At 68.1% G+C, this 20,407-nt stretch carries 22 protein-coding genes and 1 pseudogene; 5 read left to right on the top strand and 18 right to left on the bottom strand.

All coding sequences use genetic code 11. The features are described from left to right. Positions 1-3: 3 nt before the first annotated feature. On the bottom strand, positions 4-933 hold the full coding sequence (locus V6M63_RS02870; protein WP_332739278.1) for an inositol monophosphatase family protein: 930 nt from the start codon (positions 931-933) through the stop codon (positions 4-6). A 122-nt stretch (positions 934-1,055) separates the two neighbouring features. On the opposite strand from V6M63_RS02870, the gene V6M63_RS02865 reads away from it, so the two are divergent. Continuing rightward, on the top strand, positions 1,056-1,790 hold the full coding sequence (locus tag V6M63_RS02865; RefSeq protein WP_332739276.1) for an RNA methyltransferase: 735 nt from the start codon (positions 1,056-1,058) through the stop codon (positions 1,788-1,790). A 9-nt stretch (positions 1,791-1,799) separates the two neighbouring features. Next, complete coding sequence (cysE, locus tag V6M63_RS02860; protein WP_332739274.1) at positions 1,800-2,573, top strand: serine O-acetyltransferase; 774 nt, start codon at positions 1,800-1,802, stop codon at positions 2,571-2,573. Positions 2,574-2,613: 40 nt separating this feature from the next. On the opposite strand, the gene V6M63_RS02855 is transcribed toward cysE, so the two are convergent. From V6M63_RS02855 to yjgA, 3 genes are read right to left on the bottom strand one after another with little or no spacing between them, the layout of a single operon-like run. Then, positions 2,614-3,090, bottom strand: a complete 477-nt coding sequence (locus V6M63_RS02855) for an FKBP-type peptidyl-prolyl cis-trans isomerase (RefSeq protein WP_056273892.1) — start codon at positions 3,088-3,090, stop codon at positions 2,614-2,616. Positions 3,091-3,109: 19 nt separating this feature from the next. Continuing rightward, the gene (gene mog, locus V6M63_RS02850) at positions 3,110-3,715 is read right to left on the bottom strand and encodes a molybdopterin adenylyltransferase (protein WP_332739270.1); all 606 of its coding nucleotides are present in this window, start codon (positions 3,713-3,715) and stop codon (positions 3,110-3,112) included. Next, complete coding sequence (gene yjgA, locus V6M63_RS02845) at positions 3,712-4,365, bottom strand: ribosome biogenesis factor YjgA (RefSeq protein ID WP_332739268.1); 654 nt, start codon at positions 4,363-4,365, stop codon at positions 3,712-3,714. The genes mog and yjgA overlap by 4 nt, the downstream gene beginning before the upstream one ends. A gap of 97 nt (positions 4,366-4,462) precedes the next feature. On the opposite strand from yjgA, the gene pmbA reads away from it, so the two are divergent. Together pmbA and V6M63_RS02835 are read left to right on the top strand one after the other, a co-directional pair. Beyond that, positions 4,463-5,893 (top strand): metalloprotease PmbA, encoded by a 1,431-nt coding sequence (gene pmbA, locus V6M63_RS02840; protein ID WP_332739266.1) that lies wholly within the window; start codon positions 4,463-4,465, stop codon positions 5,891-5,893. Between the two features lie 90 nt (positions 5,894-5,983). Then, entirely contained in the window at positions 5,984-6,871 is an 888-nt protein-coding gene (locus V6M63_RS02835; protein WP_332739264.1) for a DMT family transporter, read from the top strand. 45 nt (positions 6,872-6,916) lie between these two features. On the opposite strand, the gene V6M63_RS02830 is transcribed toward V6M63_RS02835, so the two are convergent. The 5 genes from V6M63_RS02830 to V6M63_RS02810 all read right to left on the bottom strand — a co-directional run bounded on the left by V6M63_RS02830 (position 6,917) and on the right by V6M63_RS02810 (position 9,810). Beyond that, positions 6,917-7,363 carry a GatB/YqeY domain-containing protein gene (locus V6M63_RS02830; RefSeq protein ID WP_332739262.1) on the bottom strand — a complete coding sequence of 149 codons (447 nt, stop codon included), beginning with the start codon at positions 7,361-7,363 and terminating at the stop codon, positions 6,917-6,919. Between the two features lie 107 nt (positions 7,364-7,470). Continuing rightward, positions 7,471-7,683: a 30S ribosomal protein S21 gene (rpsU, locus tag V6M63_RS02825; protein WP_056273869.1), complete on the bottom strand. Its 213-nt coding sequence runs from the start codon at positions 7,681-7,683 to the stop codon at positions 7,471-7,473. A 127-nt stretch (positions 7,684-7,810) separates the two neighbouring features. Further along, positions 7,811-8,191 carry an antibiotic biosynthesis monooxygenase family protein gene (locus V6M63_RS02820; protein WP_332739238.1) on the bottom strand — a complete coding sequence of 127 codons (381 nt, stop codon included), beginning with the start codon at positions 8,189-8,191 and terminating at the stop codon, positions 7,811-7,813. Continuing rightward, a complete protein-coding gene (locus tag V6M63_RS02815) occupies positions 8,188-8,520 on the bottom strand; it encodes an NIPSNAP family protein (RefSeq protein ID WP_332739236.1) in 333 nt (110 codons plus the stop codon). The genes V6M63_RS02820 and V6M63_RS02815 overlap by 4 nt, the downstream gene beginning before the upstream one ends. Positions 8,521-8,532: 12 nt before the next feature. After that, positions 8,533-9,810 (bottom strand): MFS transporter, encoded by a 1,278-nt coding sequence (locus V6M63_RS02810; RefSeq protein WP_332739234.1) that lies wholly within the window; start codon positions 9,808-9,810, stop codon positions 8,533-8,535. Positions 9,811-9,895: 85 nt separating this feature from the next. On the opposite strand from V6M63_RS02810, the gene V6M63_RS02805 reads away from it, so the two are divergent. Continuing rightward, positions 9,896-10,627 (top strand): ArsR/SmtB family transcription factor, encoded by a 732-nt coding sequence (locus V6M63_RS02805; protein WP_332739232.1) that lies wholly within the window; start codon positions 9,896-9,898, stop codon positions 10,625-10,627. Here the strand turns inward: V6M63_RS02805 and V6M63_RS02800 are convergent. The 9 genes and pseudogenes from V6M63_RS02800 to V6M63_RS02760 form a co-directional block, all read right to left on the bottom strand. Then, positions 10,624-11,910, bottom strand: a complete 1,287-nt coding sequence (locus tag V6M63_RS02800; protein ID WP_442909526.1) for an NAD(P)/FAD-dependent oxidoreductase — start codon at positions 11,908-11,910, stop codon at positions 10,624-10,626. The genes V6M63_RS02805 and V6M63_RS02800 overlap by 4 nt on opposite strands. A gap of 61 nt (positions 11,911-11,971) precedes the next feature. After that, entirely contained in the window at positions 11,972-12,664 is a 693-nt protein-coding gene (locus tag V6M63_RS02795; RefSeq protein ID WP_332739230.1) for a methyl-accepting chemotaxis protein, read from the bottom strand. Positions 12,665-12,737: 73 nt separating this feature from the next. Further along, positions 12,738-13,865 (bottom strand): sterol desaturase family protein, encoded by a 1,128-nt coding sequence (locus tag V6M63_RS02790; protein ID WP_332739229.1) that lies wholly within the window; start codon positions 13,863-13,865, stop codon positions 12,738-12,740. Positions 13,866-13,922: 57 nt separating this feature from the next. Then, a complete protein-coding gene (cobA, locus tag V6M63_RS02785; RefSeq protein WP_332739227.1) occupies positions 13,923-14,708 on the bottom strand; it encodes a uroporphyrinogen-III C-methyltransferase in 786 nt (261 codons plus the stop codon). Further along, positions 14,692-15,621, bottom strand: coding sequence for a DNA-binding protein YbiB (gene ybiB, locus V6M63_RS02780; RefSeq protein ID WP_332739225.1), 930 nt, complete (start codon positions 15,619-15,621; stop codon positions 14,692-14,694). Before ybiB ends, cobA begins: the two co-directional genes overlap by 17 nt. Positions 15,622-15,678: 57 nt before the next feature. Continuing rightward, on the bottom strand, positions 15,679-18,456 hold the full coding sequence (locus V6M63_RS02775; protein ID WP_332739223.1) for a nitrate reductase: 2,778 nt from the start codon (positions 18,454-18,456) through the stop codon (positions 15,679-15,681). Beyond that, a complete protein-coding gene (gene nirD, locus V6M63_RS02770) occupies positions 18,453-18,836 on the bottom strand; it encodes a nitrite reductase small subunit NirD (RefSeq protein ID WP_332739221.1) in 384 nt (127 codons plus the stop codon). Before nirD ends, V6M63_RS02775 begins: the two co-directional genes overlap by 4 nt. A 14-nt stretch (positions 18,837-18,850) precedes the next feature. Then, on the bottom strand, positions 18,851-19,639 hold the full coding sequence (locus V6M63_RS02765) for a type IV pili methyl-accepting chemotaxis transducer N-terminal domain-containing protein (RefSeq protein WP_332739220.1): 789 nt from the start codon (positions 19,637-19,639) through the stop codon (positions 18,851-18,853). Further along, a pseudogene (locus V6M63_RS02760) lies at positions 19,636-20,407 on the bottom strand (nitrite reductase large subunit); the annotation flags it as partial. The pseudogene V6M63_RS02760 and the gene V6M63_RS02765, both read right to left, overlap by 4 nt.

Raw genomic sequence — 20,407 nt, 5'->3', positions numbered from 1 at the left:
GTGTCAGAAAGGCGCGTCGCCCTGGGGAGCGGCGTCGACCGGCGAAGCTTCTGGCGCAGCGGCGTCGGCAGCGGGTGCGCCCAAGGTGCGGGCCTGGCGCACCGAGGCCTTGTCACCGGCGCTGGCGAACTTGCTGTACTTGCCGGTGACGCTGACCAGCTGGCCGTAGATCTTGGGGTTGGCGGCCAGGCATTCCTTTTGTTCCAGGAAATCGGCTTCGCCGGTGAAGTTGCCGATCAGGCCACCGGCTTCGGTCACCAGCAGCGCACCCGCGGCCACGTCCCAGGGCGAGAGGCCCATTTCGAAGAAGCCGTCGGTGAAACCGGCGGCCACGTAGGCCAGGTCGAGCGCGGCCGAACCGGGGCGGCGCACGCCGGCCACGCGGGGCATCACGTCGCCCAGCATCTGAAGGTAGGTCTGGAAGGCGTCACCCGGGCGGAACGGGAAACCGGTGGACATCAGGCAGTCACGCAGCGTGGTGCGCTTGGCCACCCGGATGCGGCGGTCGTTCATGTAGGCGCCGCGCCCGCGGGTAGCGCAGAAGAGGTCGTTGCGGGTCGGGTCGTAGATCACGGCTTGTTCGAGCTTGTTGCCCACCATGAGCGCGATGCTCACGCAGTAGACCGGGAAGCCGTGAATGAAGTTGGTGGTGCCGTCCAGTGGGTCGATGATCCAGACGTGGTCTGCGCCGCCGTGCCGTCCTTCGCGCTTGCCCGATTCCTCGGCCCAGATCGCGTGATCGGGGTAGGCGGTGAGCAAGGTGTCGATGATCGCGGCCTCGGCGGCCTGATCGACCTCGGTCACGAAATCGTTGGTCTGCTTGACCGAAACGCGGACCGATTCCACATCCAGGGCAGCGCGGTTGATGATGGTGCCGGCAAGGCGCGCGGCCTTGATGGCCACGTTGAGCATGGGGTGGAGCGTGGACGACATGAATTGTGAACCTCGGCGCGACACGGGAGCGGCGCGCGGCAGTGGAAGAGCAGACAGAAACGCCCCGGCGATGCGGGGCGGCGACAATACCCGTGATTTTACCGCCCCCTACCCACCCCAGCATGCGCACCCGTTTTGTCCTGATCCAGACCAGCCACGCCGGCAACGTCGGTGGCGTGGCCCGCGCCATGAAAGTGATGGGCTTTGACGACCTCGTGCTGGTGCAGCCGCGCTGGGCCAACGTGCTGAAGCGCGAGGAAACCATCCAGCGTGCCAGCGGTGCCAACGACGTGCTGGCCAAGACCCGTGTGGTCGACACACTCGACGAAGCGCTGGACGGCATGACCCACCTGTGCGCCACCGCCATGACGCCGCGCGACTTCGGCCCGCCCACGCTGGCACCGCGCGAGCATTTCAACGCCATGCTGGCCACGCCCGAGCCGCCGGAGGGCGTGGCCTTTTTGTTCGGCTCCGAGCGCTTCGGCATGCGCAACGAAGACGTGTACCGCTGCCACGCCGCGCTCAGCATTCCCACCGCGCCCGATTTCGGCTCGCTCAACCTGGCGGCTGCGGTGCAACTGATTGCCTACGACTGGCGCCAGGCGCTCGGCGGCTTCGCCCCGCTGCCGAGCGCGCCGCCGCGCCAGCAGGCCGACGCGCAGGCCATCGGCGGCATGTTGACCCACCTGGAACAGGCTCTGGTGGCGGTGGATTTTCTCGACCCGGCCGCGCCCAAGAAACTGATGCCGCGCTTGAACCAGCTTTTCAACCGCGCCGCGCCCAGCGAGGAAGAAATCCACATCCTGCGAGGTGTTGCCAAGGCCATGCTGCAGGTGGCCGACAAGGCCAGGCGCTAGACTGCCGCCATGTTTGCCCGCCTCCGCTCCGACATCCAGTGCGTTCTTGACCGCGATCCCGCTGCGCGCAGCGTCTGGGAAGTCGTCACCTGTTATCCCGGTCTGCACGCGGTCTGGTTGCACCGACCCGCGCACTGGTGCTGGACGCACGGGCTCAAATGGCTGGGCCGTTTCATCTCGCACATCGCCCGTTTTTTCACCGGCATCGAGATCCATCCCGGTGCCAAGGTGGGCGAGCGGGTGTTCTTCGACCACGCCATGGGCGTGGTGGTGGGCGAGACGGCCGAGATCGGCGACGGCTGCACCATCTACCAGGGTGTGACGCTGGGCGGCACATCGCTCTACAAGGGCACCAAGCGCCACCCCACGCTGGGCAAGGATGTGGTGGTGAGCGCGGGCGCCAAGGTGCTCGGCGGCTTTCTGGTGGGCGACGGCGCCAAGATCGGCAGCAACGCGGTGGTGATCAAACCGGTGCCGGCGGGTGCCACGGCGGTTGGTATACCGGCCCGCATCATTCTGAGCAAGACCGGCGAGAGCGCCGACGTGACCGAGCAGGGGCAGAAGTTCCAGGCTTACGGCATCACGCAGGAAGACGACCCGCTGTCACAGGCCATGCGCGGCCTGATCGACTCCACCGCCAGCCAGGAACACCAGATCGCGCTGCTGTGGTGCGCGATCGAGAAGCTCTCTCAGTCATCGCGCGATGGCGACTGCGTGCCGAAGGATGCGGCGCGTGAAGAGTGCTTCGAGGCCGAAAAGCTCAACCAGCTCGTGGGGAAGTAGAGAACACCTCCCGCGCCGCGCCGCAGGCGCGGGGATGGGCCTAATGGTGATGTCCGTGCGCACCGTGCGCGTGGCCGTGTGAGATCTCCTCGGCCGACGCCGCCTTCACATCCACCACCTTCACCGCGAACTTCAGCGTCTGCCCGGCCATGGGGTGGTTGCCGTCCAGGTGCACCGTGTCGCCCTTGATCTTCATCACGGTGAACACGTGCTGCTGGCCCTTGTCGTCGCTGCCTTCGAGCTGTCCACCCACCTTCACCCCCGGCGGAAAGTCGCGCTTGGGCATGGTGGTCACCAGGCTTTCGTCGCGCACGCCGAAGGCGTCTTCGGGCGGCAGCACCAGCGTGGCCGCGAAGCCAGGCTCCTGGCCCTCCAGCGCCTTTTCGATGCCGGGCAGCGTGTTGCCGTAGCCGCCGTGCAGGTAGGCGCGCGGCTCCTTGCCGTCTTCAAGCACCTTGCCCTGGGCATCGGTGGCGCGGAAGGTGAGGGTGACGATGGTGTCTTTGGTGATCTTCATGGTGTGTTTCCTGGAGATGTCAGCGCGCGGGGCGCACGGCGGATTTGGGGCGGAAGGCCTTGCAGACCTCGTCGTTCGTTTCGAGGTAAGGCCCGCCGATCAGGTCGATGCAGTAGGGCACGGCGGCGAAGATGCCGTTGACCTTCTGCGTACCGTCGGCGTTCTTCAGACCTTCGAGCGTCTCGGCGATCGCTTTGGGCTGGCCCGGCAGGTTCAGGATCAGGCTCTGGTCGCGGATCACGGCCACCTGGCGCGAGAGGATGGCGGTGGGCACGAAGGTCAGGCTGATCTGGCGCATCTGCTCGCCGAAGCCCGGCATCTCCTTGTGCGCCACGGCCAGCGTGGCCTCGGGCGTCACGTCGCGCAGCGCGGGGCCGGTGCCGCCGGTGGTGAGCACCAGCGAGCAGCCTGCGTCCACCAGTTCGATCAACGTGGTGCTGATGCGCTCGACCTCGTCGGGGATGAGGCGGGGCTCGAACGTGATGGGGTTCTTGAGCGCGCGCGTGAGCCATTCCTGCAGCGCGGGCAGACCCTTGTCTTCGTACACGCCGGTGCTGGCGCGGTCGCTGATGGACACGATGCCGATGCGCACCGGGTCTTCGGGCTGGCGGGTTTGTTCGTTCATGCCGGATCTTCCTCAACGGGCGCGTCGGGTTCGTCCGAGCCCTGGTTCAGCGCGGCTTTGACCAGCTGGAAGATCTCGCGATAAGCCTTGCCGTGGCGCACGGCCTCGCCCGGTCGTTCCTGGGCCTCGTTGGCCTGCGCGTCCTTGCGGGCCTGGCGGATGAGGGCTCGCAACTGCTGCACGTCGGTGTCCGGCACCTGCTCCAGCCAGCGCGTGAGTGCGTCGTCGTTGGCGATCAACTGGTCGCGCCACTGCTCGGCCAGGTGCAAGGACAGCGTGCCCTTGGCCGAGCCCTTGTTCTGTTCGTCGAGCGCGGCTTCCACCTCGGCCAGTGTCGCTTCATTGACGCCGCGCATGAGCTTGCCGATGTACTGCATCTGGCGGCGGCGGCCTTCGAAGTTGGTGATCTTCTTGGCGTCGTTGACGGCATCCACCAGTTTTTCGGACAGGTCGAGCCGCTTCATCAGGTCAGCGCGCAGCGTGAGCAGGCTCTCGCCGAGCTCCTGCAGGCGGTCGCTGTACTTCTTGAGGTCGGTCTTGCTCATGTCGTCCGAACCCTTGAGCTCGCGCTTGAGTTCCAGGTCCAGCTCGCTGCCCAGGGCGACGAACTGGCCACGGACGAAATAGCCTTTGGTGGGTTTGCGGGACATGTGGGTACTCGAAAGGGGAGGGCTGCACGCTGGGCAGCATGGGCATCTGCGCGCGATGCAGCGCCCGGGTAGGGCGGCCAGTATCATAGCCCTCGATATGAAAAATGCCCCCCACACCCCGGCCCAGCCCACCCCTTCGGCCTCGGCCAACGCCCCTCTCCCCGGTTTCCAGTACGCCCGCAGCCAGTTTGAAGAGCTCGTCGATCTGGCGCTTTCCCATGCGAAGCAGCTCGGCGCGGCCGATGCAGCGGCCGAGGTGTCCGAGGGCGCTGGTCTCAGCGTGTCGGTGCGCAAGGGCGAGCTGGAGAACGTGGAGCGCAACCGCGACAAGTCGCTCGGCGTGACCGTGTACCTGGGCCAGAAACGCGGCAACGCATCCACTTCCGATTTCTCCGCCGCTGCCGTGCGCCAGACGGTGCAGGCCGCCTACGACATTGCTCGCTTCACCGCCGAAGACCCCATGGCCGGTCTGCCCGATGCCGCCGACGTGGCCGACAGCTACCTCGATCTCGACCTGTTCCACCCCTGGGTGCTGAACTCCGAAGAAGCCATGCGCATCGCGCTGGAATGCGAAGCCGCAGCCTTTGCCACCAGCAAAAAGATCAACAACAGCGAAGGCGCCGGTGTGTCGGCCCAGCAGTCGCATTTTTTCACCGCCCACATGCGCGACGGTGCGCGATCGGGCGCCGGCATCTTCAGCGGTGGCTACGCCAGTTCGCGCCACAGCCTGTCGGTGGCGCCCATCGCCGGCCGGGGTGCCAACATGCAGCGCGACTACTGGTACAGCTCGCAGCGCTCCCCGCAAGACCTGGCCACGCCGCAAGCCGTGGGCCGCTACGCCGCCGAACGCACACTCGCGCGCCTGAACGGTCGCAAGATCGCCACCACCGAATGCCCGGTGCTGTTCGAGTCGCCCATGGCCGCCGGCCTGTTGGGCGCCTACGTGCAGGCCACCAGCGGCGGTGCGCTCTACCGCAACACCACCTTCCTGCCCGACAGCCTGGGCAAGCGCGTGCTAGCCAAACACATCGACATCCTGGAAGACCCGCACGTGCGCAACGGCAAGGGCAGCTCGCCGTTCGACGACGAAGGCGTTCGCACGGCCAGGCGCAAGGTGGTCTCGGCCGGCAAGGTGCTGGGGTATTTCCTGTCCACCTACTCGGCCCGCAAGCTGGGCATGCGCACCACCGGCAACGCCGGCGGCTCGCACAACCTCACGCTCACCAGCCGCCTCACCCAACCCGGCGACGACCTGCGCGCCATGCTCAAGAAGCTTGGCCGCGGCCTGATGGTCACCGAGCTCATGGGCCAGGGCGTGAACTACGTGACCGGCGACTACTCGCGCGGCGCCTCGGGCTACTGGGTGGAAAACGGCGAGATCGCCTACCCGGTGCACGAAATCACCATCGCCGGCAACCTCAAGGACATGTTCCAGGGGATCGAGGCCGTGGGCGCGGACGCGTACAACTTCGGCGCGAAGACCGTGGGTTCCATCTTGATCAACAGGATGAAGATCGCAGGCAGCTGATGGCCCCCACGCTCCACCGCTGCTCGGGTCGCTGCCCCCCAGGGGGGCTGGCCTTGCTCGGGCCGGCCCTTCGCAGCGGCCGTTGAACTGATGCGCCCGGAAGCGCTGGCGCTGCTGGCAGCAGCCTGCTGGGCGGTCTCCAGTCTTTTCTCGGCAGGTCCGGCGCAGCGCCTGGGCGCCTTCGCCTTCAGCCGATGGCGCATGCTGTTTGCCAGCCTGCTGCTGTGGGCGCTGGCTTTGCTGGGCGGCGGCTGGCGCAGCCTGGACGCATCGGCCTTTGGCCTGCTGGCACTCTCGGGCGTCATTGGCATCTTCATCGGTGACACCCTGCTGTTCGCCTGCATGAACCGCCTGGGGCCGCGCCGCTCGGGTGTGCTGTTCGCCACCCATGCGCTGTTTTCGGCTGTGATCGCCTGGTTTTTCCTGGGCGAGGTGCTCTGGGGGCGAGCGCTGATCGGCAGTGGTCTGCTGGTGGGTGGCGTGATGCTGGCCATCGTGTGGGGGCGGCGCAGCGACGAGCTTCATGGTTGGGAGCAGACACATGGCCCGCTGGTCATCGGCGTGGGTTTGGGCTTGGCGGCCGCGCTGTGTCAGTCGGTGGCCACGCTCATGCTCAAGCCGCTCATGACGACCGGCGTCGACGCTGTGGCCGCCAGCGCGGCACGCATGAGCGTGGCGCTGGCTGCACATACCCTCTTGCTGGCCAGTGGATGGGCAGGTGCACGCGCCAAGCTGCCCATGGACTGGAAGGACGCGGGTCTCACCTGCATGAGCGCCGCCGTGGCGATGGCCTTGGGCATGACGTTGATCCTGGCCGCCATGCGGCTCGGTCAGGCCGGTCTCGTGGCCGTGCTGTCCTCGGTCTCGCCGATCCTGATCCTGCCGCTGCTGTGGCTGGTTTATCGGCGCCGGCCGGCGGCAGGCGCCTGGCTGGGCGCGGTTTTGGCGGTGCTGGGCACCGCACTCATCCTGAACTGAACCGCAGAGGAGGTGACGATCCGCCTTGGGGCGGAGCGTGGGGGCTTAGCCCGCCAGTGCCGCCTTCACCGCAGCCGACACCATGCCCATGTCGGCCTTGCCGGCCAGGCGGGTTTTCACCGCGCCCATGACCTTGCCCATGTCACCCGGGCCTGTGGCGCCCAGCTCGGCCACGATGGCCTTGACCTCGGCGGCCACTTCATCGGCCGACAGGCGCGCGGGCAGGTAGGCCTGCAACACCTTCATCTCGGCGCTTTCCTTGTCGGCCAGATCCATGCGCGCGGCCTTGGTGAAGGCCTCGATGCTGTCCTTGCGCTGCTTGATGAGCTTGTCGACGATGGCCACCACCATGGCGTCGTCGAGCTCCACGCGGTCGTCCACTTCCTTCTGCTTCATGGCCGCGGTCAGCAGGCGGATGGTGCCCAGTCGCTCGCTGTCCTTGGCGCGCATGGCGGCTTTCATGTCTTCGATGATCTGTTCCTTGAGGCTCATGGGGGGCTCCTGTGGGCGGTGAAACGGGGTGTTCAGACAACAAAAAAGCCCGCCTGAACGTCTTCCAGCGGGCTTTTGGGCAACCGGGCGAACCCGGCGGCACAGACTCAGTACAGCTTCTTGGGCAGCTGCATCGAGCGCACGCGCTTGTAGTGGCGCTTGACGGCGGCAGCCTTCTTGCGCTTGCGCTCGGCGGTGGGCTTTTCGTAGAACTCACGGGCGCGCAGGTCGGTCAGCAAACCGAGCTTTTCGATGGTGCGCTTGAAACGGCGCAGGGCGACGTCAAAGGGTTCGTTGTCTTTTACACGGATGGTCGTCATGGGCGAGAGATGTCCAGAATGCGCGGAAAGAGGATGTTCGGGAAGATCGGGCCCAAGCGTCGTTTCCGCAAAATGTCCCGTCGTTAACTAGTATTGGCAGACGGGTATTTGCCAGCAAAGCCTTGGATTATAGCCACTTCGGTACCTCGGGCAAGCCAGCGGCCCCGGTGTGAAAGGCCCGGGCGTCGGCCGGGGCCTGCTCTCGGGCGTTCAGGCCGTAGTCGCGCTGCACCAGGGCCACGCGCAACCGGTAGTCCGAGAACACACCCGCACGGCCGGCTGCCTGGGCCTGGCGATGGGATGGGAGGCTGCGCCAGCGCGCAACGGCGGCCTCGTCGCGCCAGTACGAGAGCGACAGCAGCTTGCCGGGCTGGCTCAGGCTTTCGAAGCGTTCGACCGAGACGAAGCCGTCGATGACCTCCAGCTCGGCGCGCAGCGCGGCGGCCAAGTCCAGGTAGGTCTGCCGCCCCGCTTCGCTGGGGATGACCTCGAAGATCACGGCGATCATGGCGCTGCCTTGCGGTCGAAAGTGCCCGCCACCAGCTCGGTGAACGTGCGTTCTTCGCGCAGGATGAAGCGCAGCCGGCGCGCCATCTCGAAGTTCGCGCGTCCCTCGTCGTCGGCGCGCAGGCGTGCCCGGTAGACCTCGTAGGCGGCCAGGCTGTCGAAGCCGATCAGTCCCCAGGCCTCGTCGTTGGTGCCTTCGCTGGGCAGGAAGTAGCCCATCAGGTGGCCGCCGCAGCGCGGGATGATGCGGCCCCAGTTCTCGGCATAGGTGCGGAAGGTGTCGACCTGGAAGGGGTCGAGCTGGTAGCGGATGAAACAGGTGATGGTCATGCGGGGTTCTCCTCAAGGGTGGGGTGGACAAGGGGCGGGTGCGGCCTGGCGCCCGCCCCGCAGGAGCGTCAGCGCCAGCAGTTGCAGGCATGCCGCGGCGCCGAAGAACAGGGATGGGCCCTGGTCGGTGGCCAGCAGCAGGGCAAAGACCAGGGGGGCCAGCGCATACAGGGCCTGCGACAGCGCCACGATGAGCGCGACCACGCGGGCCACGTCTGGCGCGGCGAAGTCCGTTTGCGCCACCAGCGGTGGCAGCGAGGTGGTGTTGCCGATGCCGGCGCCGAACAGCACGATGCCGGCCCACAGCAGCGGCCCCTGGCCAGGCGAGATCAGCAGCAGAAGCGAGCCGAGCATCTGCACCGCCCAACTGGTGCAGGCCACGGTGCGCCGGTCACCCGTGAACGGCAGACACCGCGCGGACAGCGTGCGCCCGCCGATGGCGCAGGCGGTGGCTAGCGCCATCGCCCAGCCGGCGCCCTGCGTCCCCAGGCCAGGCGAGAGCAGGGAGTAGAGGTGCGTGAGGAGGCCGATCTGGGCAAACAGTCCCAGTGCCATGGCCGCGGCCAGCGTCTGGAAGCGGCGGTTGGTCCAGAGCGTGCGTCCGGGCAAGGCCGGCCAGGAGACATCCGGTGGCCGCGGCGCGGGGTTGCCGGGCGTGTGATGGGCCTTTCCATCGGGCCACTGGCCCAGCGCGGCGGGCGTGACGGCCAATGCATGACGGACCAGCCAGCCGACCACTGCGACCATGCCCACGCCCACGGCCCATGCCGCCTGGGCGAAGCCCATGTGGGCCATCAAGGTGACCCACAAGGGCGAGAACACCATGCCGCCGATGCTGGCGCCGTTGTAGGCCCGCGAGAGGGCGGCGGGGCGCTGGCGCGTGAACCAGGGCGAAACCATGGCGTTGATGCCGGCCGCGCCCAGGGGGACCCAGCCGCCACCGCTGAGCAGGGCCGCGCCGAACAATTGCCATGGCTGGCTGGCATGGGCCCAACCCGCCACGCCCAGCGCCAGGGCCACCGCGCCCGTCAGCGTGGTCGCCGGAATGCCCCAGCGGGCATGCAGGCGTGGCAGCCAGGCCACGACGACGGCGCCCCAGAGAAAGTGCACGGTGACCGCCCCCGACACCAGGCCCAGGGTCCAGCCCGTGCGCGAGACCACGGCGTGCAGAAAGATGGGCGGGCCGTAAAAGCCCACGCCCCAGCCGAACATGGCCAGCACGAACGCGGCGCGCACCACGGTGGTGCCGTGAAAGGCGCGGGGAGAAGGTGCGATCGATCGGGTCCACATGACCAGCATGGTGTCGCGCGCCGCCGACGTGTTGCTTCGCTGCGGAGCGAAGCATGGAGACCCGCGCCTGCAGCACACTCGGGCCATGAACACCAACCGCATCGCGCACGTCGCCGCCCTGGTCGGCGAACCCGCCCGCACGGCCATGCTGATGGCGCTGATGGATGGGCGCGCGCTGACCGCGCGCGAACTGGCCGATGTGGCCCACATCACGCCCGCCACCGCCAGCCGCCATCTGGGCCTGCTGGTGGAGGCCACGCTGCTGCGCGTGGAGCGCCAGGGGCGGCACCGTTACCACCGCCTGGCCTCGCCCGAGGTGGCGCGTGTGCTCGAAGGCTTGATGCAGCTGGCGGTGTCACCCCAGGCGCCGCTGGCGCCACGCCGTGTGGTCGTGGGTCCGCGCGATGCCGCTCTGCGTGCCGCCCGCACGTGTTACGACCACCTGGCTGGCCGCCTCGGTGTGGCCATCGCGGATCATCTGCTGGTGTCGGGGGCGGTGGTGTTTGATGACGAGGCCGGCGCTGGACATGCGACCGACCGCGTCGCGGGTGCCTTGCGGGGCCTGGGGCTGGATGCGGATGCCGCGGTGGCCGGTCGCGCGAGTGGGCGTCCTCACTGCCGCCCGTGCCTGGACTGGAGCGAGCGACGCATGCACCTGGCCGGCCGGCTGGGAGCGCTGATCTGCCACCACTGCCTGGAGCGGGGCTGGCTCCTGCGGGGCCAGGGCACGCGCGCCCTCACCATCACGCCGCCGGGTGCCCTGGCCCTGCGCGACTGGCTGGGCACCACGCGCTGGCGCGACGTCGTGGGCGACTAGGGCAGAGCCTGCGCACACGCATGCGCGCTGGCCCAGGCCCACTGGAAGTTGTAGCCGCCCAGCCAACCGGTCACGTCCACCACTTCGCCGATGAAGTACAGCCCGGGCTGCTTCGATTCCAGGGTTTGCGATGAGAGATCGCGCGTGTCCACGCCGCCCAGCGTGACTTCGGCCTTCCTGTAGCCCTCGGTGCCGGTGGGGGTGATGTCCCAGCGCGACAGGCGCTCGGCCAGGCGAGCCAGGGCTTTGTCGGAGGCCTCCGCCACGGGGCGTTGCCAGTCGGCGTCCTGCTGCACCCAGGCGTCGGCCAGGCGGCTGGGCACCAGGCCTGCCAGTTCGTTGGCGATCAGCTTGCGCGAGGTGGCCTTGGCGCGTGCCAGCGCAGCCGGCAGATCGACCTCGGGCGCCAGGTTGAGGCGGATCGGGGTGTTGTCGTGCCAGTAGCTGGAGATCTGCAGGACGGCGGGGCCGGAGAGGCCGCGGTGGGTGAAGAGCAGGTCTTCGTTGAACGCCATGCGGTTTTTCTTGCCGCCGGGCCGCCCCAAGGCAAGAGCGGCTCCCCCGGGGGGCAGCGACCCGCGCAGCGGCGGAGCGTGGGGGCCGGTGTGATCACCGGTCTCGATGCGCACCGGCAGCGCCAGCCCGGACAGCCCGGCATAGGGCGCCCAGCCCTCACCGTCGAAGGTCAGTGGCACGAGGCCCGGGCGTGGTTCGACCAGACGCAGGCCGAACTGCCTGGCCACGCGGTAGCCGAAATCGGTGGCACCGATCTTCGGGATGGACAGGCCGCCGGTGGCAACCACCACCGCAGGGCTGCGCACCGGGCCGCGGTCGGTGTCGAGTTCGTAGACGCCGTCGCCGTCCACCCGGATGGCCTTCACGCTGCACGGCTGCCAGCGCTGCACGCCACCGGCGTCGCACTCGCGCAGCAGCATCTGGATCAGGTCTTCGGCCGACCGGTCACAGAACAGCTGGCCTTTGTGCTTTTCGTGAAAGGCGATGCCATGGCGCTGCAGGAGCTCGATGAAGTCGCTCGGGGTGTAGCGCGAGAGCGCGGAGCGGCAGAAATGGGGATTGCCGCTGATGAAGTGCTTGTGCGGCGCCTGCACATCGATGTCGCGGTTGGTGAAGTTGGCGCGGCCGCCACCCGAAATGCGGATTTTCTCGGCCACCTTCTCGCTGTGGTCGAGCACCAGCACCCGCAGGCCGCGTTGGCCGGCGATGCCGGCGCAGAAGAGGCCGGCGGCGCCAGCGCCGATGACGATGGCGTCGAAGTTTTGCATGGCGCGCAGTGTAGGCGCACCCGCCCCTTGAGGGGGTCGCGCGCAGCGCGGCGGGGGTGTCTCACTGTGCCCGGTTGCGCTCGGCGAGTGCCGCGGCCTTGCGGGTGAGGCTGTCGATCTCGCCGGTGATGTCCGACAACACATTGGCCACCACGGCGAATTCGCGGCCGTGCTGCCCAGCCCGCGCGGCCATCACCTGCGCGTTGAAGCTCACGACCTTTGCTTCCTTGGCCACGCTCTGGATGTCGCCCACGATGCCCGTCAGTTCCTTCATCATCGTGTCGGACCGAAGCTTGGCGACTTCGTCGAACGCGGTGGTGGCGGTGTTGAGCGCTTCGAGGATGCGGTCGGTGTGGTCGACCAGCTCGGACGTGGTGGCGGCGAGGCGGGGGCTGGCGGCCTCGATCTGGTCGAGCGCGCTGCGCACGAGCTGCATGAAGGCCTGCACCACGGGACCGACCCCACGTGCGCCCTGGTAGGTCTCGGTGATCTTGCGGGCGCTGGCGGGCTCCAGGTTCGCGGCGGTGGTCAGCAGGTGGTGCTGGCTTTCGGTGAACATCTGCAGGCTGCGCTGCGCGGCCTGCACACGCCCGGTGTCGCCGTGGGCGGCCAGCACGGTCTGCAGGATCATGCGCTGCGAGAGCATGCGCTGGCGCGCCGCAAGATTGACCAGAGAGAGGCCGGCGATGTGTGCCGGCGTGTCATTTCGCTTGAAGGTGGTGGAGGCGGTGGTGTGAGCGGTGAGTGATGTCATTCCAAACACCAAGCAATCGCCGGGCCACGGCTGTGCATGCTCCGCTCGCGCGGTGCGCACCAGCGTGGCGCGCTCAGCCCTTCCAGGTGAAGGGGAATGCGATCTGCTTCAGAAAGCCCTTGGGCACGTAGTCGCCCAGCACGCCATAGCGCTCGGGCCACAGCTTGGGGCTGTTGACGGCGGTGCCGAACAGGTGGTCCAGAAAGGCGTAGTGCGCGGCGTAGTTCTTGTCCAGCGCGTCCGCGTCCTGGCTGTGGTGCCAGTGGTGGAAGTTGGGCGTGACGATGAGGTAGCGCAACGGGCCCAGGCGCACGCTCACGTTGGCGTGGTTGAACACGGCCTGGAAGCCCACCACGATGATGTAGGCGTCGATCACTTCCTTGGAAAAGCCCAGCAGGTAGATGGGCCCGAGCACCAGCGTGCGCGTGATGATGGTCTCCAGGATGTGCTGGCGCGAGCCGGCCATCCAGTCCATGTGCTTGGTGCTGTGGTGCACCGCGTGCAGGCGCCAGAGCAGCGGCACTTCGTGGTAGGCGCGGTGCGTCCAGTACTGGGCGAGGTCGGCCACCAGGATGATGAGCGGCAGCGCGGCCCAGAAGGGCAGCGCCGCGATCCAGCCACGCACGCCTTCCACCGGCACCCAGCCGAAGATGTTGTGCACCAGCAGGTTGGTGGCCAGCAGCATGAAGCCGATGACCATGTGGTTGACGATGAAGTGGTGGAAGTCGGTCTGCCACTCGGGGCGAAACACCGGCTGGTCCTTGCGCAGGGCAAAGAGTTTCTCGATGAAGATGAAGATCAGCGCCGAGCCCAGCAAGTCCAGGATGAACCAGTCCATGCCGATGTAGGGCGTGTTGTCGGGAAAGTTCGGGTCCACCTCGACCTGGTGCCCGCCCAGCAGCGCGCTGAGCGTGACCAGCGCGAAGGCAAAGGCCGAGAGCCAGCGTGCGCGGTTGAACAGCACGTTCACCAGGCTCAGGCCGCCCGCCACCACCATCGCACCGAACAGCAGTTGGCGCATGAGCGCCACGTCGTACTGCTGGCGCAGCTGGGGTGTGGTGAGGTACTGCGGGAAATGAAAGGCCATCACGCCCAGGAAGCACAGGATGGCCAGCGACAGGGCGATCACGCCGGTGACCAGGCCGCGGCCAGGGCGCAAGGCGCCGTGGCTTTCGGTGAATCGATTGAGTTTCCTGAGCATGCGACTCCCTGCCTGAAGCGCGCCACAGGGCACGCACGAGCGGGAGTGTAGCGGCGCTCAGGCGCTGCGTGCGAGCGCCTGCGGAGCCTGCATCGCGGCGATGCCGCTCACCACATCACCCACCACGATCACGGCCGGACTGCCCAGTCCCTCGCGCTCGATGGTGGCGCGCAGTTGCCCCAGCGTGGTGACGGCGTGCCGTTGCTGGGGCAGGCTGGCGTGCTGGATCACGGCCACCGGCGTGTGGGCCGGCAGACCGGTGAGCAGCTCGGCCTGGATCTGCTCCGAGCCGCTCACGCCCATGTAGATCACCAGCGTGAGCTTGGCGTCGCGCGCGGTGGCGGCCAGGGCTGGCCAGTTGGTGCCGCTGTCGCCGGGTTTGGCGTGGCCGGTGACGAACACCACGCCGTGGGCATGCTCGCGGTGCGTGAGTGGCACACCCAACGAGGTGAGACCGGCCAGGCCCGCGGTGATGCCGTTGATGACCTGCACCTCGATGCCGGCAGCGCGCAGGTGCTCCACCTCTTCGCCGCCGCGCCCGAAGATGAATGGGTCGCCACCCTTCAGGCGCACCACCACCTCGCCTTCGCTCGCGGCCATGACCATGAGCTTTTCGATGAAGGCCTGTGGCGTGCTCTTGCAGCCGCCGCGCTTGCCCACGTGCACGATGCGCGCGCTTGGGCGAGCGTGGGCCAGCACCGCGTCGCTCACCAGATCGTCGACCAGCAGCACGGTCGCGGCGCTGATCGCCTTGACGGCTTTGAGCGTGAGCAACTCCGGGTCACCCGGGCCCGCGCCGACGAGTGCGACGGTGCCGGGCAGGAACTCAGATGGCGTGTGCATGGGCTGGGGAATCATGGTGTTGAACCGCTCGCAAGATGTGTTCCACCTGCAGTGCGATCGGTGTGGGAATGGGTAACGAACCGTTGAGCACGGCGCGGATGTAATGCGCTGTGTTCGATGCGTCCACCGAGGGCAGCGAAGGCAGTTTCGCCAGCGGTCCGTCCTGTTGCGGCTGCACCTCGGTGCGCTCGCCATCTTGAAAGATTTCCATGCGCGGCGTGCGGCGTGCGTCGGCCACCGGTTCGCCTTCGGTGCCACGCAGCAGCAAGGCGTGCGCGCCGGTGAGGGCCCAGGTGGCGGCCATGGAGCTGGCGTATTCGGGGTGGGTGTAGCTGCCGACGATGAAGGCTTTGCCTTCGCACGGATTCATGAGCTTGACCAGGCTGTGCGCCGGGTTGCGCAGGCCGACCGCACGGCGCACGTCGAGCAGGCGCTTGAGGCCGGGGGACAGCACCTCGGTGGGCACGAAGGCCACGTCGCCGGCCGCGAGTGCGGTCATGCGGGTGGCGGGCAACACACCGAGCTCGGCGAACACGCTGGCGGCGAACACGCGCTTGTCTTCAGTGGCCGTGCCGTGCACCAGCACCGCCGCGCCGCGGCGCGCCAGCAACAGCGCGAGCAGGGGCGTGAGCACCGGCAGCTTGCGTGCACCGTTGTAGCTGGGCAGCACCACGGTGGTGAGCTCGCTGTCGGGCAGCTTGTGCAGACGCGCGTGCGCCGCATCCAGGAAGCCGGCCATCTCGTCCGCGGTTTCGCCCTTGATGCGCATGGCCAGGCAGAAACCACCGACCTCCAGGTCGGTCACGGTGCCGTCGAGCACCTGGCCCAGCAGGTCGGTGGCCTGGGCGCGCGTGAGCGAACGCGCGCCGTCCTTGCCGCGGCCGATTTCCTTGATGTATTGACTGATCCCCATGGCGCGCGATTGTCCGGCAAGTTTGATGACTCGGCGTTATATGGCCAAAGCAAGGGTTCAGGCGGCCAGCAGTGCCGGGGTGGCGCGCACGAGGCGTTTGAGTTCGGGCACGCAGGAACCGCAGTTGGTCCCGCAGCGCAGGCTGGTCTGCAGCGTGGCCAGGCGCTCGTCTTCGCTGCCCTCGCAGGTGGCGAGTCGCCCGGTGATGGCCAGGTCGGTCACGTTGAAGCAGGTGCAGATCTGCCGGCCCTTGGCCTCGATGGCCACCGGTGGCTTGGCGCCGGGCATCAGCAGGCGCCGGCCATAGGCGTCTGCCGCCAGCTCGTCCTGCAGCAGGGGCTTGAGCCAGGCCTCGGCGCGCGTGTCGCCAGCGAGCATGAAACCGTCGAGCTGTGTGACCTCGCCCACCCGCACCAGCCGCGCGGCGCGGCGCTGGCCCAGGCGTTTGTCGGCGTAGCGCAGGGCATCCGGCGTGTTCAGGCCCAGCAGGTCCTCGATGCGCTCCATGAGGGCTGTGTCGGGCGCGTCGTGCGCGGCCGCGCGGAACAGCACGCCGGTGCGTTCCCGGCCGAACGGAACACACGAGGCGAACGGGAACCGCGCCATGAGTTCGCGCAGTCCTTGCAGGGCGCTTAAAGCGCCGGCCTCGGGCAGCCAGGCCATGGCCAGCAGCGTCCAGGGCAGCTCGGCCTTGAGCACTTTCACCGCCGCGTGCTTGAGTTCGGGCTGCTTGGACGTGGGGCAGTAGGCCGAGGTGGTGAGCGCGTTCACACCGGCCAGCGCGGCGCCGGTGCTGCTGAGGCCGCTGAGGTACTCGGCGCCCCAGTGCATGGCGATGAAGGCCTGCGACAGGCCGATGTCGGCCGAGGCCTGCGCCGGCACCAGGATGGAGCCGCGCTTGCTGGTCACGTGCACCAGATCGCCTTCTTTCAGGCCGCGCCGCTCCATGTCCTGCGGGTTGAGCTGCACCGATGGCTCGGCCACGTGGCCGAACAGGCGGCCCAGCGTGCCGGTGCGCGTCATGCCGTGCCACTGGTCGCGCAGGCGGCCGGTGGTGAGCGAGAAGGGGTAGCGCGATTCGCGCGCCTCGGCCAGCGGCACGAAGGGCAGGGCGGCGAAACGGGCGCGTCCGTCGGGCGTGGGGAAGATGCCGTCTTCGTACAGGCGTTCCCGGCCCACGGTCTCACCGGCGCGCATCGGCCACTGTTGCGGGCCTTGTTGTTCCAGCATCGCGTAGCTCAGGCCGGTGATGTCGAGGTCGCGCCCGCGGGTGGATTCGCGGTGTTCGAGCCAGATGGGTTCGGGTGACGGGTAGGGGAACAGCGTGGCCTGGCCGGGGCGCAGATGGGCTTCGAGCCGCTGCCCGAAGTCGACCACGATGCGCCAGTCGTGGCGGGATTCACCGGGTGCGGCCACGGCCGGGCGCACGCGGCTGATGCGGCGTTCGCTGTTGGTGACGGTGCCGTCTTTTTCGCCCCAGGTGGTGGCGGGCAGCAGCAGGTCGGCGAAGTCGCAGGTGGCGGCGGTGGCAAAGGCCTCCTGCACCACCACGAACTCGGCGCGCTGCAGTGCGCGGCGCACGGTGGCCTGGTCGGGCATGGACTGGGCCGGGTTGGTGCAGGCGATCCACAGCGCCTTGATTTCGCCATCGGCGGCGGCCTGGAACATCTCCACCGCGCTTTTGCCCGGCTTCTCGGGCACGCTCGGCAGTCCCCAGAGCGCGGCCACTTCGGCGCGGTGCTGCGGGTTGGCCAGGTCGCGGTGGGCGCTCAGCAGGTTGGCCAGGCCGCCAACCTCGCGTCCGCCCATGGCGTTGGGCTGGCCGGTCAGGCTGAAGGGGCCGGCGCCGGGCTTGCCGATCTGGCCGGTGGCCAGGTGCAGGTTGATCAGGGTGGCGTTCTTCGCGGTGCCGCTGCTGCTCTGGTTCAGGCCCTGGCAGTAGAGGCTGAGCGTGGCCGCTGACTGTGCGAACCACTGGGCAGCGGTGTAGAGGTCTTCCTTCTTCAGGCCACACGCCTGCGCCACCTGCTCGGGTGTGTACTCGCGCACCAGTGCCTTGAGTGCATCAAACCCGGTGGTGTGGGCTGCGATGTAGGCCGCATCACACCAGCCTTCCCACAGCATGATGTGCAGCAGGCCGTGGAACAGCATCACGTCGCTGCCGGGTTGCAGTGGCAGGTAGAGGTCGGCGAAGCCGGCGGTGTCGGTGCGGCGCGGGTCGGCCACGATCACCTTCATGGCCGGGTTGGCCTGCTTCGCTTCTTCGATGCGGCGAAACAGCACCGGGTGGGCAAAGGCCGCGTTGCTGCCGACGATGAACAGGCAACTGGCGTGGTTCACGTCGTCGTAGCAGGCGGGCGGCGCGTCGGCGCCCAGCGTGAGCTTGTAGCCGGCCACCGCGCTGCTCATGCACAAGCGCGAGTTGGTGTCGACGTTGTTGGTGCCGATCAATCCCTTGGCCAGCTTGTTGAAGACGTAGTAGTCCTCGGTGAGCAACTGGCCGCTGATGTAGAAGCCGACCGCGTCGGGGCCGTCGCTGTCGATGACCGACGCGAAGCGATCGGTGGCGAGGTCGAGCGCGGCGTTCCAGGCAATGGGCTGCGCGGGTGCGCCGCGTTGCAGGCGCTGCATGGGTTGCAGCAGCCGCGTCTGCAGCGCGATCGCGGGCGAGGCGGTGAGGTGCAGCGTCTGGCCCTTGGTGCAGAGCTTGCCAAAGTTGGCCGGGTGATCGGGGTCGCCGCGCACGTCGGTGACCTGGCTGCCCACGCTGTCGATCAGCACCCCGCAGCCCACGCCGCAGTAGGGGCAGGTTGAGCGGGTGGTGGTCGGGTTCATGCGGTGAGGCTTCGGCGTGCCGGGCCGGCGATCGGGCGGGTCAGATCGGTGGCCTGGGTGGCCAGTTCGTTCGCGTCCAGGAACACCTGGCCGTCTTCCACCTTCACGGCGAATTTCGGCGTGCAGCCTTCGTCGGGCGCGGCGGCCTGGCCGGTGCACAGGCCGATGGTCCAGTTGTGCAGCGGGCAGGCCACGCTGGTGCCGAACACGATGCCTTGCGAGAGCGGGCCACCCTTGTGCGGGCAGCGGTCGAGCAGGGCGAACACCTCGTTCTGGTCGTTGCGGAACACGGCCACGTCCAGGCCTTGCTCGCGCGTCACACGGCGCGAACCCAGCACGGGGATGTCGTCGACGCGGCAGATGGGCTTCCATTGACTCATGATGCTTCCAGTCCTCAGGTTTTGATGGCGGCGTACAGGCCGGTGACCCGGTCCATGACGCTGAGCAGGTTTTCACTCGTCACGAACACGTCGGACAGGGTTTTGGCGGCGGCGCCCGCGGTTTGCATGCGCTGCAGCGCCTGGTCGAAAAAGAACCACTGGCCATCGGCCAGTTGCAGTTCCGAGCGGATGCGTTCGGTGGCCTCGGGGGCGTTGCGCAGCAGTTCCATGGCGCTCAGGAACTCGGTGCGCGCCTTGGCGATTTCGGTCGTGGCGGTGGGCACGTCGACGGGCAGCGTGGCGGCGAAGTAGAACTTGGCCATGCGCTGCGAGAGCATGCGCTGGCGCCCGGCCACGTTGACCAGCTTGCCCACCGGGCGGCCCGAGCTCGCTTCGTACTGCAGCGTGCCCTGGTGGGCCAGCGCCAGCACCCGCGCATCGGCCTGCAGCACGGCGGCAGCGCCCGACTTGCCCGGCGTGGCGCCCACGAGCGCGGTCTTGTAGTCGCTCCAGGCCGCTTCGAGCAGCACGTAGGTGTCGCGGATGTCGGGCGACGGCGCGAAGGCCTTGAGCTCGACGAGCTGGCGGTCGAACAGGGCCATCGACTTGTCGAGCACCGCCTGGGCGCTGCCGCTCTCGGTCTTGTGCACCAGCGCCAGCCAGCCCTTGCCCATGCGTTGCGACAACATGCGTTGGCGGCCGGCCTTGTTGATGGCGTCGTTGAGGTCCAGCACCTGGGACTGCGCGTTCCACAGCGGGAACCCGGCAGCGGCGGCGATGAGGGTTCTGCGACGGAACTTCACGAGACCGTGCTCACGGGTTCGAACTGGCGTGTGTCCACCGCGGCTTCCTTGAAGTCGAACCACGGGTCGGGCTCGCCGTCCAGCGCAAACTGCAGTTGCTCCCAGAGCGCCTTGCGGCCTTCGTGGTCCTCCAGAATGCGCTTCTTCACGTAGTCCAGGCCGACCCGGTTCACGTAGTGCACGGTGCGCTCCAGGTACCAGCCCTCCTGGCGGTAGAGCTCGCAGAAGGCGCCGGTGTACTCCAGCACCTCGGCCGCCGTCTTCACCTTGACGAAGAAGTGCGCCACCTCGGTCTTGATGCCGCCGTTGCCGGCGATGTACATCTCCCAGCCGGAGTCGACACCGATGACGCCCACGTCCTTGATGCCGGCCTCGGCGCAGTTGCGCGGGCAGCCCGAGACGGCGAACTTCACCTTGTGCGGCGCGTACATGCGCCACATGGCGCGCTCCAGGTCCTTGCCCATCTGGGTGCTGTCCTGCGTGCCCATGCGGCACCACTCGGAGCCCACGCAGGTCTTCACCGTGCGCAGGGCCTTGGCGTAGGCATGACCGGAAGGCATGCCGATGTCTTTCCAGACGTTGACCAGGTCTTCCTTCTTCACGCCCAGCAGGTCGATGCGCTGGCCGCCCGTGACCTTCACGGTGGGGATCTTGTACTTGTCCACCGCGTCGGCGATGCGGCGCAGCTCGTCGGCCGTGGTCTCGCCGCCCCACATGCGCGGGATCACCGAATACGTGCCGTCCTTCTGGATGTTGGCGTGCGAGCGC

The organism is Hydrogenophaga sp. (assembly GCF_036675665.1).
Classification (GTDB): Bacteria; Pseudomonadota; Gammaproteobacteria; order Burkholderiales; family Burkholderiaceae_C; genus Hydrogenophaga.
Note: the sequence above shows the minus strand (reverse complement) of the source record. Positions and strands in the feature narration are given on the sequence as shown.

Coding starts and splice junctions, on each gene's coding strand:
- V6M63_RS02790 (WP_332739229.1), bottom strand. CDS start 13,865: ATGCTCAGGAAACTCAATCGATTCACCGAAAGCCACGGCGCCTTGCGC.
- pmbA (WP_332739266.1), top strand. CDS start 4,463: ATGAAAAATGCCCCCCACACCCCGGCCCAGCCCACCCCTTCGGCCTCG.
- rpsU (WP_056273869.1), bottom strand. CDS start 7,683: ATGACGACCATCCGTGTAAAAGACAACGAACCCTTTGACGTCGCCCTG.
- V6M63_RS02830 (WP_332739262.1), bottom strand. CDS start 7,363: ATGAGCCTCAAGGAACAGATCATCGAAGACATGAAAGCCGCCATGCGC.
- V6M63_RS02870 (WP_332739278.1), bottom strand. CDS start 933: ATGTCGTCCACGCTCCACCCCATGCTCAACGTGGCCATCAAGGCCGCG.
- V6M63_RS02810 (WP_332739234.1), bottom strand. CDS start 9,810: ATGTGGACCCGATCGATCGCACCTTCTCCCCGCGCCTTTCACGGCACC.
- V6M63_RS02835 (WP_332739264.1), top strand. CDS start 5,984: ATGCGCCCGGAAGCGCTGGCGCTGCTGGCAGCAGCCTGCTGGGCGGTC.
- ybiB (WP_332739225.1), bottom strand. CDS start 15,621: ATGGGGATCAGTCAATACATCAAGGAAATCGGCCGCGGCAAGGACGGC.
- cysE (WP_332739274.1), top strand. CDS start 1,800: ATGTTTGCCCGCCTCCGCTCCGACATCCAGTGCGTTCTTGACCGCGAT.
- V6M63_RS02800 (WP_442909526.1), bottom strand. CDS start 11,910: ATGCAAAACTTCGACGCCATCGTCATCGGCGCTGGCGCCGCCGGCCTC.
- V6M63_RS02775 (WP_332739223.1), bottom strand. CDS start 18,456: ATGAACCCGACCACCACCCGCTCAACCTGCCCCTACTGCGGCGTGGGC.
- V6M63_RS02820 (WP_332739238.1), bottom strand. CDS start 8,191: ATGATCGCCGTGATCTTCGAGGTCATCCCCAGCGAAGCGGGGCGGCAG.
- nirD (WP_332739221.1), bottom strand. CDS start 18,836: ATGAGTCAATGGAAGCCCATCTGCCGCGTCGACGACATCCCCGTGCTG.
- mog (WP_332739270.1), bottom strand. CDS start 3,715: ATGAACGAACAAACCCGCCAGCCCGAAGACCCGGTGCGCATCGGCATC.
- V6M63_RS02795 (WP_332739230.1), bottom strand. CDS start 12,664: ATGACATCACTCACCGCTCACACCACCGCCTCCACCACCTTCAAGCGA.
- cobA (WP_332739227.1), bottom strand. CDS start 14,708: ATGCACACGCCATCTGAGTTCCTGCCCGGCACCGTCGCACTCGTCGGC.
- V6M63_RS02855 (WP_056273892.1), bottom strand. CDS start 3,090: ATGAAGATCACCAAAGACACCATCGTCACCCTCACCTTCCGCGCCACC.
- V6M63_RS02805 (WP_332739232.1), top strand. CDS start 9,896: ATGAACACCAACCGCATCGCGCACGTCGCCGCCCTGGTCGGCGAACCC.
- yjgA (WP_332739268.1), bottom strand. CDS start 4,365: ATGTCCCGCAAACCCACCAAAGGCTATTTCGTCCGTGGCCAGTTCGTC.
- V6M63_RS02815 (WP_332739236.1), bottom strand. CDS start 8,520: ATGACCATCACCTGTTTCATCCGCTACCAGCTCGACCCCTTCCAGGTC.
- V6M63_RS02865 (WP_332739276.1), top strand. CDS start 1,056: ATGCGCACCCGTTTTGTCCTGATCCAGACCAGCCACGCCGGCAACGTC.